11 protein-coding genes and 2 pseudogenes are annotated in these 10,780 nt (G+C 66.5%); 2 read left to right on the forward strand and 11 right to left on the reverse strand.

What is annotated here, in order from left to right:
• Window positions 1–476: lipocalin family protein (locus U741_RS17435; protein WP_161776068.1), on the forward strand; the 476-nt coding region annotated here is incomplete at its 5' end.
• Here the strand turns inward: U741_RS17435 and U741_RS19465 are convergent.
• The 5 genes and pseudogenes from U741_RS19465 to bioB all read right to left on the reverse strand — a co-directional run bounded on the left by U741_RS19465 (window position 473) and on the right by bioB (window position 3,360).
• Window positions 473–631, reverse strand: a complete 159-nt coding sequence (locus tag U741_RS19465; RefSeq protein WP_200872645.1) for a hypothetical protein — start codon at window positions 629–631, stop codon at window positions 473–475. The two genes, U741_RS17435 and U741_RS19465, sit on opposite strands and share 4 nt — an antisense overlap.
• Before the next feature lie 97 nt (window positions 632–728).
• A pseudogene (bioD, locus tag U741_RS19900) lies at window positions 729–1,025 on the reverse strand (ATP-dependent dethiobiotin synthetase BioD); the annotation flags it as partial.
• A pseudogene (gene bioD, locus U741_RS19905) lies at window positions 976–1,173 on the reverse strand (ATP-dependent dethiobiotin synthetase BioD); the annotation flags it as partial. The pseudogenes bioD (U741_RS19900) and bioD (U741_RS19905), both read right to left, overlap by 50 nt.
• Window positions 1,170–2,348, reverse strand: a complete 1,179-nt coding sequence (gene bioF, locus U741_RS0100020) for an 8-amino-7-oxononanoate synthase (protein ID WP_235199837.1) — start codon at window positions 2,346–2,348, stop codon at window positions 1,170–1,172. The pseudogene bioD (U741_RS19905) and the gene bioF, both read right to left, overlap by 4 nt.
• Window positions 2,341–3,360 carry a biotin synthase BioB gene (gene bioB / locus U741_RS0100025; RefSeq protein ID WP_029888445.1) on the reverse strand — a complete coding sequence of 340 codons (1,020 nt, stop codon included), beginning with the start codon at window positions 3,358–3,360 and terminating at the stop codon, window positions 2,341–2,343. Before bioB ends, bioF begins: the two co-directional genes overlap by 8 nt.
• Before the next feature lie 66 nt (window positions 3,361–3,426).
• Between bioB and U741_RS0100030 the strand changes: the two genes are divergently transcribed.
• On the forward strand, window positions 3,427–4,152 hold the full coding sequence (locus tag U741_RS0100030; protein WP_052378339.1) for a ComFC family protein: 726 nt from the start codon (window positions 3,427–3,429) through the stop codon (window positions 4,150–4,152).
• 15 nt (window positions 4,153–4,167) lie between these two features.
• Here the strand turns inward: U741_RS0100030 and U741_RS0100035 are convergent, their stop codons facing one another.
• From U741_RS0100035 to U741_RS0100060, 6 genes are read right to left on the reverse strand one after another with little or no spacing between them, the layout of a single operon-like run.
• On the reverse strand, window positions 4,168–4,980 hold the full coding sequence (locus U741_RS0100035; RefSeq protein WP_029888447.1) for a sulfite exporter TauE/SafE family protein: 813 nt from the start codon (window positions 4,978–4,980) through the stop codon (window positions 4,168–4,170).
• Window positions 4,981–4,988: 8 nt separating this feature from the next.
• Window positions 4,989–6,782, reverse strand: a complete 1,794-nt coding sequence (locus U741_RS0100040) for an SLC13 family permease (RefSeq protein WP_052378340.1) — start codon at window positions 6,780–6,782, stop codon at window positions 4,989–4,991.
• Entirely contained in the window at window positions 6,779–7,681 is a 903-nt protein-coding gene (locus U741_RS0100045) for an AEC family transporter (RefSeq protein WP_043110327.1), read from the reverse strand. Before U741_RS0100045 ends, U741_RS0100040 begins: the two co-directional genes overlap by 4 nt.
• Window positions 7,682–7,691: 10 nt before the next feature.
• Complete coding sequence (locus tag U741_RS0100050; protein ID WP_200872646.1) at window positions 7,692–8,090, reverse strand: type II toxin-antitoxin system VapC family toxin; 399 nt, start codon at window positions 8,088–8,090, stop codon at window positions 7,692–7,694.
• Complete coding sequence (locus U741_RS0100055; protein ID WP_029888451.1) at window positions 8,087–8,326, reverse strand: type II toxin-antitoxin system Phd/YefM family antitoxin; 240 nt, start codon at window positions 8,324–8,326, stop codon at window positions 8,087–8,089. Before U741_RS0100055 ends, U741_RS0100050 begins: the two co-directional genes overlap by 4 nt.
• A 45-nt stretch (window positions 8,327–8,371) precedes the next feature.
• On the reverse strand, window positions 8,372–10,699 hold the full coding sequence (locus U741_RS0100060; protein ID WP_052378341.1) for an NADP-dependent malic enzyme: 2,328 nt from the start codon (window positions 10,697–10,699) through the stop codon (window positions 8,372–8,374).
• Between the last annotated feature and the right edge of the window lie 81 nt (window positions 10,700–10,780).

The raw sequence follows: 10,780 nt of genomic DNA on the forward strand, positions 1-10,780 counted from the left end.
TCGATCAGGTCGACGTCGAGCGTTTTCTCGGCCGCTGGTATGTGATGGCCAACATTCCCTACTTCGCCGAGCGCGGCAAGGTCGGCACCTTCGTGGAATACCGGGCCCGTGACGACGGCCGCTTTGACGACCTGTTCTACGCACGTGACGAAACCTTCGACGCGCCGATCAAGCGACAGGAAGGCGTCGCGTGGATTCCCGATCCCGCGCAGCCGGGCCGTTGGAAGGTGCGTTTCATTTGGCCGTTCACCGCCGACTTCCTGCTGCTGTATGTCGACGACGATTACGAAACGGCGCTGATCGGCCATCCGTCCCGTGACCTCGCGTGGGTCTACAGCCGCACCCCGAGAATGGACGACGCCACCTATCGCAAGCTGCTTGAACGGCTTGGCGGGCTTCGGCTACGACACCGGACAACTGCAGCGCGTACCGCAAAAGCCCGAGGACCTTCCCGCACCCTGATGCAGATCGCTTAGGGCGGCCCCTCGTCGTCGCCGGCTTCGCCCTGCAGTTGCTGTAGGGCCGACAGGTCCAATGACGCCTTGCCCGCCGCGCCGGGGGGGATTTCGCCCCAGAACGGCGCGGCGATCATTTTTTTCAGGCACGCCAGATTGGCGTCGTACGCGTCCATGCGCTCGCAAGACCGCTGGCGACCCAGCCCACCAGCCGCCGCGACGGCTGATCGCCTCGACGCTGAGCATCGCGTGGTTGATGCAGCCCAGTCGCATGCCCACCACCAGCAACACCGGCCAGTTGTGCTGCGCCACCCAGCCGCCAAAACTGATGTCGTCGTTCAGCGGCACCGCCCAGCCGCCAGCGCCCTCGACAATCACCCAGTCGCCCTGTTGCACCAGCCACGCATGGGCGCGGTCGAGCGTACCGATGACGACGGGCGTACCGGCCGCCTCGGCCGCCAGATGCGGCGCGATGGCCGGTGCGAAGGCGTAAGGATTGAGTCGTGCGTAGTCGCAGGACACCGAACCGGCCGCCAGTAAAGGCCTGCGCGTCGTCGTTGCGCAGCCCATCGGGTGTCATCTCACAGCCGCTGGCCACCGGCTTGAAGCCCACCGCCCGCCGACCGTCCGCCGCCAACTGGCGCAGCACGGTGCTGGCGACCACGGTCTTGCCAGCGCCGGTGTCGGTGCCGGTGACGAACAGGGTGCGCGCACTCACGCAGCGCAGGCCGAATAGGCGCCGGCCAACGCCGCAACCAGCCCGTCCACCTCGGCCTCGGTGTGCGCGGCGCTGAGGGTGATGCGTAGCCGCGACGTGCCTTCGGGCACGGTCGGCGGGCGAATCGCCGCGACCCAGTAACCCGCGTCCATCAACTTGGCGCTCACCGCCAACGCGTCGGCGTCGGCACCGATCAGCAGCGGCTGGATGGGCGTCGTCGACGGCATCAGCTCCAGCCCGGCGCCGGCGGTGCCCGCCCGAAAACGCGCAATCAAGGCATGCAGATGGGCGCGCCGCTCTGGGTCGCCCTGGACGATGCGCAAGGCGGCCAGCGCGGCGGCCGACAGCGCCGGCGGCGGCGCGGTGGAAAACACCCAAGAACGGGCGCGCTGAATCAGATATTCGATCAAGGTCTCGCTGCCCGCGACAAAGGCCCCGGCGCTGCCCAGCGACTTGCCCAGGGTGGCGACGTACACCTCCGGCCGCACCGCCTCGCCCAAGTGTTCGACAATGCCGCCGCCGCGCGTACCGAGCACACCAAAGCCGTGCGCGTCATCGACCATCAGGTCGGCGCCAGCGCGGCGGGTGAGCACGCGCAGTTCGCTGAGCGGCGCCAGATCGCCGTCCATGCTGAACACGCTGTCGGTGACGACCATGCGCTGCACCTGCCGGTCGGCGGCGTCCAGCGCGGCGGCAAAGCCGGCCAAATCGCCGTGCGCCACGCGCCGATAGCGCGCGCCGCTGAGGCGGCCGCCGTCGATCAGCGACGCATGGTTGAGTTCATCGGCAATCAGCAGGTCGTCGCGGCCCAGCAACGCGCGCAGCACGCCCATATTCGCCGCCCAACCCGAGGTGAACAGCAGCGCGCGCGGGTAGCCCGTGGCTTCGGCCAATGCGTCTTCCAGGGCGCGGTGATGGCGGTTGTGGCCGCCGAGCAGCGGCGAGGCGGTGCTGCCGCAGCCGTCACTCAGCGCAGCCTGCGCCGCGGCGCGCACCTGCGGGTGAGTGGCCAGACCCAAGTAATCGTTGCTGCAGAAATTGACCAGCCGCCGACCGTCGACCACGGCATGAATACCGTGGCCACCGTCAATCACCCGTCGCGTGCGATAGCGGTCCCGCGCCCGTAGTTGCGCGAGTCTGGGCGCCAGCCGGGCATCCAGACCGGCATCAGGCACAGGCGTCGGCGCTCGCCGCTTCGGCCTGGACGCAGGCCACAGGCGGCGTGTGTACCTGCCCCGGCGCACCGCCTTCGGGGCGAATGCCGAGTCGCGCCATCAGGGCTTCGTCGCGGGCGTTTTGCGGGTTGGTCGTGGTGAGCAGCTTTTCGCCGTAGAACATCGAGTTGGCCCCAGCGAAGAAGCACAGCGCCTGCATCTCGTCGGTCATGTCGGTGCGCCCGGCCGACAACCGCACGTACGACGTCGGCATGAGAATGCGCGCCACCGCGATGGTGCGGACAAACTCGATGGGGTGCAGCGCATCGCCACCCGCCAGCGGTGTGCCGGCGACCTGCACCAGATTGTTGATGGGCACCGACTCGGGGTGCGGATTCATGATCGCCAGCTGGCGCAGCAGTTCGGCGCGGTCAGTCTCGCCCTCGCCCATGCCGACAATGCCGCCGCAGCAGACTTTCACCCCGGCCTCGCGCACGTGACCCAGGGTTTCCAGGCGGTCGTCGTAGGTGCGGGTGGTGATGATCTCGCCGTAGAACTCCGGGCTGGTGTCGAGGTTGTGGTTGTAATAGTCCAGCCCCGCATCGGCCAGCCGCTGTGCCTGATGCGCCTTGAGCATGCCCAGGGTCATGCAGGTTTCCATGCCAAGCGCCTTCACGTCGCGCACCATGGCCTCGACCTTGTCGAGATCACGATCTTTGGGCGAGCGCCACGCCGCGCCCATGCAAAAGCGCGTCGCACCTTCGGCCTTGGCTTCGCGCGCGGCATCGACCACGGCCTGCACCTCCATCAGTGGGTCTTTTTTCAGGCCGGTCTCGTAACGAATCGACTGCGGGCAGTACGCGCAGTCTTCCGGGCAGGCGCCGGTCTTGATTGACAACAGTTGCGAGCGCTGCACCGCATTGACGTCGAAATGCGCCCGATGGAGGGTGTGGGCTTGAAACAGCAGATCGTTGAACGGCAGGTCAAACAGGGCTTGGACTTCTTGGCGGGTCCAATCGTGACGCAGGGTCATGGCAATACCGGAGGGGAAAGATGACGCACACGCTACCCAAACAGTCGAACTTGTCAACTTGAGACCATGAACTGGGTTGACAACTGGCACTGCCGCTTCTGCGGCGAACCGGCCCGCGGTGGACCGGTTTGCGAGGGCTGCCGTGCCGATTTGCCCTGGAATGACCTCGCCTGCCCGCGTTGCGCGCTACCCGGCGCCACCGATGATATTTGCGCTGACTGCCTGGGCGCGCCACCGCCCATGGACATGAGTTTGGCGCCGTTCGTCTATGCGCCACCGATTGATCAATTGATCCAGCAACTCAAGTTCAACCGGCTACTCGCCGATGCACGCTGGCTCTGCGACGCGCTCGCCGACCGGCGGCGCGATCACCCCGCCCCACTCCCCGACCTGATCCTGCCGGTGCCGCTGCACCGCTGGCGGCTGTGGTGGCGCGGCTACAACCAGGCGGCGGTCATCGCCCGTCACGTCGGGCGACGGCTCAAGGTCCCGGTGCAACTACACAACATCGGTCACAGCGGCGCCCGCGTGCACCAGGTGGGACTGGACGCCCGCGCCCGACGGCGTGCGGTGCGCGGCGCCTTCGACGTGCGACTGGACCTGCGCGACCGCCATGTCGCCCTAGTCGACGATGTCATGACCACCGGCGCGACGGTTCATGAACTGGCCCAGGCGGTGCGCGCGGCCGGCGCCCGCCACATCGAGGTTTGGGTGCTGGCGCGCACCCCCAAATCGCAGGGACGTGCGGCTGCCCGTCAATCGACAGCGCGGCCCGGCCAGGGCCGGACGTGACGACCCTGCGTCACGTCACGACAGCGCGTCGTGAATCAACATGCCGGCCACACCCAGCACCAGCAGCGCAAAGGCCGCCTGCACGCGGTGCGGGGCCCAGCGCTGGCCCAGCCGCTGGCCCAACAGCAGCCCGACCACCAGCAGCAGCGCAAACGGCACCGCGATGGGCCACAGCAGCGAGCGCCCGCTCAGCAGCGCCATGCCCAGCGTGCCGCTGGAGACCACGGCCAGCACCATCAACGTGGTCGCCACACAGGCCGAGAAGCTCAGTCGCGACACGCGCATCAGCGCCGGCAGCACGATGAAACCGCCGCCCACCCCCAGCAGCCCCGACAGCAGCCCGGCAACGCCGCCAATGCCGCTCATGATCACGGCGGTGCGCGGGGTCCAGCGAAAGCGCCCGGTGTCCGGGTGAATCGGACACAGCGGCGGCAGTTGCATCGACTCCGGCAGCGCCGTCGAGCCCTTGCGCAGCCTCCACAATTGGCGGCCGCCCGAAAGCACCAGCACCCCGGCGAACAGCAGCGCCAGCACGTCATGCGGGGCGCGGGCGCCCAACCACAGCCCCAGTGGCGACAACAGCAGGCCCACCGCCGCGATCAGCGATGCCGCGCGGTAACGCAGCAGCGATTCGCGAAAGCCACGCCACGCGCCCACAGTGGCGCCGATGGCCACGGCCAGCAACGACACCGGCACCGCCTCGGGCAAGGACAGGCCGAGCACGGCCATCAGCAGCGGTAGCGCCAACAACGTGCCGCCCGCCCCGGTGAGCCCCATCACCAGGCCAACGAACAGCCCCAGTGCAGCAGCGATCAGGATGGTTTCCATGGGGGGCGTCAGAGCGGCCAGATCAACAGAATCATCACGATCGCCACCCCGCCGACCAGTGCCTGCAACGGCAAGCCCAGCGGCCAGTAATCGCGAAATCGGTAGCCCCCCGGCCCCATCACCAGGGTGTTGGACTGGTGACCGACCGGGGTCAGGAAGGCGCACGACGCGCCGATGGCCACGGCCATCAGGAACGGGTCGGTCGACACCTCCAAGGTCTTGGCCACCCCGGCTGCGATGGGACACATCAACACGGCCGCGGCCGCGTTGTTGACGATGTCGGACAGGGTCATGGTGATGACCAGCACGGCGACCAGCCCCCACACCGGCGGCAGATCGCCCGCCCAGCCGCCCAGCGTGTTGGCGATGAGTTCGGCGCCGCCACTGGTTTCCAGCGCGGTGCCGACCGGAATCATCGCGCCGAGCAGGAGAATGATGGGCCAGTCGATGGCGCGGTAAGCATCACGCGCCGAGATCATGCTGACGCCCGCCATCACCAGCACGCAGGCGACAAAGCTGATGTGGATCGGCACCCAGCCGAACGCCGACATCGCGATTGCCGTGCCGAACAGGCCCACCCCGGCCCAGACGCGGCGGTCGTTGCCGATGCGCAGGTCACGGTCGGCCAGCGGCAAGCAGCCGAGCACCGACAGCACCTCGCCCAGCGATTCGCGTTCACCCTCGACAATCAGCACGTCACCGGCCGTGATCTTGACCCGTGACAGGCGCGTTTTCATCGACTGCCCCTGCCGCGACACCGCCAGCAGGTTGATGCCGTAACGCCAACGCAGATTCAGGCTGCTGGCAGTCTGGCCGTTAATGCGACCGTCGGGCAGCACCACGCACTCGACCAGTTGCACGTCATCGACTGCATCGAGTGTGTCGGTTTCGTCCTTGCCGCGACCGCCCAGGCTGAGCTTTTCGGCCTCCACCAGGGTCTTCAACGCATCAGCCTCAGCCTCGACCCAGAGCACGTCACCGGCGCGCAGCGGCACGTGACGATGCTGGATGGGAATGCGTTGCTCGTCGCGCAAAATCGTCAAGAGGGTGATGTTGTCGCCCAGCAGATCAGCCGCCTCGCGCAGGGTCTTGCCGACCCAGGCGTGGTCGTCCGGCACACGGATTTCGCTGCGGTAGCCTTCGACGTTGAAGTCAATGCCGTCGCCCAGTTCGCCGTCACGTTTCGGCAGCAGCCGCCAGCCAATCACCCCCAGAAACGCCACGCCGGCCAGCGCAATCACCACGCCCACGGGCATGTAATCGAACAGGGCGAAAGGCTGGTCGGCAATGCGCGCGCGGTACTGCGCGACGATGAGATTCGGCGGCGTGCCAATGGCCGTCATCAGCCCGCCCAGCAGCGAACCGAAGGCCATGGGCATCAGCACTTTCGACGGCGGCACGTCGCGGTCCTTGCAAAGCTTGATGGCCACCGGCATCAACAGCGCCAGCGCACCGACATTGTTCATGAAGGCCGACAGCAGCGCGACGATGGCGGTGAACAACATCACCTGCACCATGACGCCGCCCTTCACCGCCGTCAGCGGCCGGGCGATGGTGTCGACCACCCCGGCGTTGACCAGCGCCTGTGAAATCACCAGCACCGCCGCCACCGTAATGACCGCAGGGTGTCCCAGGCCCGCAAACGCCTCGCCAGCGTCGATATTGCCCAGCAGCACCAGCACCACCAGGGCGGCAATGGCCACGGCCTCGTAGGGGAAACGGTCCCAGACGAACAGCGCCAGGATCAGCGTCAGCACGATGAACACCGGTACGTAAGCCGGCAGGTCTGCAAGAAAACTCATGGCAACACCAGACTCCAGAGCGGAACGGTGATCAGCGACAGCAGAATGCCCACGCCCAGCACCGTGTTGGCCAGCGGCGGATCAAGCTGATGTTGGTCAGCCAAGATTGCCGCCGAAATCATCGGCGCCATCGCCGTCTGCAACACACCAATCGACATCACCGGCCCGCCGACCCCGGTCAGCAGCGCCAACCCGAGTGCCAACAGGGGCGCAAGCAGCAACTTCCACGACAGCGCAATGGCGACCGGGCCCCACTGTCCACGCTGCGGTTTGAGCTTGAAGCGCAGGCCCACCGAAAACAGCGCCAGCGGCACCAGGGTTATGGAGAAGCGCTCGAGTATCGTCGCCAGCGTTTCGGGCCAGCCGCCGAGCTGTCCCACGATCACGCCCACCACCAGGGCAATAAAGGCCGGGAACAGCAACACACGTTTGACCATCCCCGCCGGCGTGACCTGGGCACCCCCGTAGCGAGACGCAACCAACACGCCGCCCACCGCCAACATGATGAAACAGCCGAGCTGATCGGCCACAACGCCGAGTTGCAGGCCCTCGCGGCCGCGCAAGGCTTCGAGCAACGGATAACCCATGAACGAGGTGTTGCCGAGGCCGGTGACCAGAATCAGCCCGCCGATGGTGGCGCGCGACCAACCGGCGCGGCCGCCGATGAAGGCGATCAGCGCCCAGGCACCAAAGAACACGCCCCATTGGGTCAGCACCAGAAACCACAGCGCCGGGTCGAACTTGAGCGACGGCACGGTGCTCAGCACCAGCGCCGGCAATGCAATCTGGATCACCCACCAGTTCAAGGCCTGCGCCAAACCAATCGGCGGCCGGGCATAGCGCGCCACGCCGACGCCCAAGGCCAGGCACGCCAACAGCAGGGTGAACGCCGTGATCATCGGTTCGCCATCACGCCGCAATCACGCCGTGGCCGTAAGCGAGCAACTTGGTGTCGGCGGTGAGCAGGGTCAGTCCCTCACAGCGCGCCTGGGCCAGAAGCAGACGGTCGAACGGGTCGGCGTGCAGGGCGGGCAGGTCCTCCACGCCAGCGGCATGTACGGGGCGAATATCGACAAACGCGCAGCCCATTTCGGTAAAGATGCGCAGGGCCTCGGTGGCCGAGAACGGCAGCGGGTCACCTCGGTTGGGTTGCGCGAACTTGATGGCGATCTCCTGGAGGCTGACGGCACTCAGGAACAACGTGTTTGCAGGATCGAGCAGGCGCTTGCGGGTGCCTTTCTTGAGACGCGGATCACCGACCGCCGCCCAAACCGCGACGTGCGTGTCGAGCAGGTAGCGGACACTCACGAGTCGATGCCGAACAACCTCGCGACATCCGCGTTGAGCGCATCAAAGTCCTTTGGCGCCTTGTACCGGCCCTGATAAAGCCCCAACCGCACCTTGGGTCGCTTTTCCAGCGGGGCCAGCCGCGCCACCGGCTTACCGTTGCGGGCAATGATGATCTCTTTCTCTTCACCGCTTTCCACTGCGGCCACCAGCCGAGACAACGAGGTCTTGGCGTCGAGAATGTTCACCGGATTCATTTTTGACTCCTTCAACCCCGAAGGGCTTAGCCTGACCAGGCCAGACTAAGCATGATGCCCGGTTGAATCAAGCTCAGTGGTGGCCGCCACCCGTCTCTGGGCTTCAAGCACCGTAATCGCCGACATATTGATGATGCGCCGCACCGTGGCCGAGGCGGTCAGCACGCACACCGGCGCCGCACAGCCGAGCAGGACCGGGCCGATGGCGACGTTCTGGCCGGCAGCGGTTTTCAGCAGGTTGTAAGCAATGTTGGCGGCCGACAGGTTGGGCAATACCAGCAGGTTGGCGCTGCCTGTCAGCGTGGTCTCGGGCAGCGCGGCGGTGCGCAGATCGACGTCAAACGCGGCGTCGCCATGCATCTCGCCGTCGATCTGCAGACTTGGATCGGCGGCGCGGATCAACGCCAGGGCCTCGCGCATCTTGCGCGCGCCAGGGTCGTCGAAGGTGCCGAAATTGGAGTGCGACAGCAGCGCCACCGCCGGCTTCACGCCCAGCTCGCGCAACTTGGCGGCGGCCATCAGGGTGATTTCGGCGACCTCTGCGGCGTCCGGATCGAGATTGATGTGGGTGTCGACCAGATACACCGTGCGCCCCGGCAGGATCAACGCGTTCATCGCCGCGTACACCTTGGCCCCCGGCGCCCGACCAATGACCTGGTCAATGAAATCAAGGTGCACACGCGGCGCGCTGATGGTGCCGCACAGCAGCCCATCCACTTCGCCTTTGCGCAGCAGCATGGCGGCGATCAGCGTGGTGCGGCGCCGCATCTCCAGTCGCGCCCACGACGGCGTCATGCCATTGCGTGCCTGCAGGCGGCGGTATTCCTCCCAGTACTCGCGGTAGCGCGGGTCGGACTCGGGATTGACCACGGTGTAGTGCTCACCCTCGCGCAAGCGCAGGTGCTCCGATTCGATGCGCCGGGCAATCACGGTCGGTCGACCCACCAGGGTCGGGATGGCAATGTTTTCGTCCACCAGGGTCTGCACCGCGCGCAGCACGCGGGCGTCTTCGCCTTCAGCAAAGGCCAGACGCTTCTGCGCGGCCGGTACCTCGCGGGCAGCGGCAAACAGCGGTTTCATCAAGGTGCCGCTGTGGTGCACGAACTGGCGCAGACGGTCCTTGTAAGCACCCAGGCTGTCCAGCGGCCGGGTGGCGATGCCCTCGTCCATTGCCGCCTTCGCCACGGCCGGCGCGATCCGCACCAGCAGGCGCGGATCGAAGGGTTTGGGAATCAGATATTCGGGGCCAAACTGCAGCGCCGTGCCGCGATAGGCGCTGGCCACGGTGTCGTCGGCTTCTTCGCGCGCCAGTTGGGCAATGGCGTGCACGCAGGCGATTTCCATGCCCCGTGAGATGCCGGTCGCGCCCACGTCAAGCGCACCCCGAAACAGGAACGGGAAGCACAACACATTGTTGACCTGGTTCGGGTAGTCAGTACGGCCGGTGGCGATGATCGCCTGCGGCCGCACGGCGCGCGCCTCGTCGGGATTGATCTCGGGCGTGGGATTGGCCAACGCGAAAATGATGGGCCGCTCGACCATACGCGCCACCATCTCGGGCTTGAGCACGCCGCCCGCCGAGAGGCCGAGGAACATGTCCGCGCCCTCGATCACCTCACCCAACGCGCGTGCGTCGGTTGCCTGCGCAAACCCGGCCTTGATCGGGTCCATGAGTTCGGTGCGGCCTTGGTAGACCACCCCGGCCAGGTCGGTGAGCCACAGGTTGGCCTTGGGCAGGCCCAGTTCGACCAGCAACTTCACGCAGGCCAGCGCCGCCGCGCCGGCACCGCTGACCACCACCTTGATTTCGTCGATGGTCTTGCCGACGATCTCCAGCGCGTTGAGCGTGGCCGCGCCGACGATGATGGCGGTGCCGTGCTGGTCGTCATGGAACACCGGAATCTTCAACCGCTCGCGCAGCTTGCGCTCGACCTCAAAGCACTCCGGTGCCTTGATGTCCTCAAGGTTGATGCCGCCAAAAGTCGGCTCCAGCGCGGCAATCACCTCGACCAGGCGGTCGGGATCGGGCTCGTTCAATTCGAGATCGAAGACGTCGATGCCGGCGAATTTCTTGAACAGGACCGCCTTGCCTTCCATCACCGGTTTGGCCGCCAGCGGGCCGATGTTGCCCAGCCCCAGCACCGCCGTGCCGTTGGTGATCACCGCCACCAGATTGCCGCGCGCGGTAAAGCGGAAGGCATTGGCCGGGTCTTTGACAATCTCTTCACAGGCCGCCGCCACGCCGGGCGAGTAGGCCAACGACAAATCGCGCTGGTTGCTCATCGGCTTGGTGGGTGCAATCGCGATTTTTCCCGGAACGGGAAACTCGTGATAGTCGAGCGCGGCGTCGCGCAAGTCCTGATTGGGCTTCATTCAAAAATCTCGGTCGTGTCGGAGGTAAACCTGATGGACCCGGCGCACCCATCCGCAGGCAGCGCGCGGCCATCAGTGGGG

The organism is Polycyclovorans algicola TG408 (assembly GCF_000711245.1).
GTDB lineage: Bacteria > Pseudomonadota > Gammaproteobacteria > Nevskiales > Nevskiaceae > Polycyclovorans > Polycyclovorans algicola.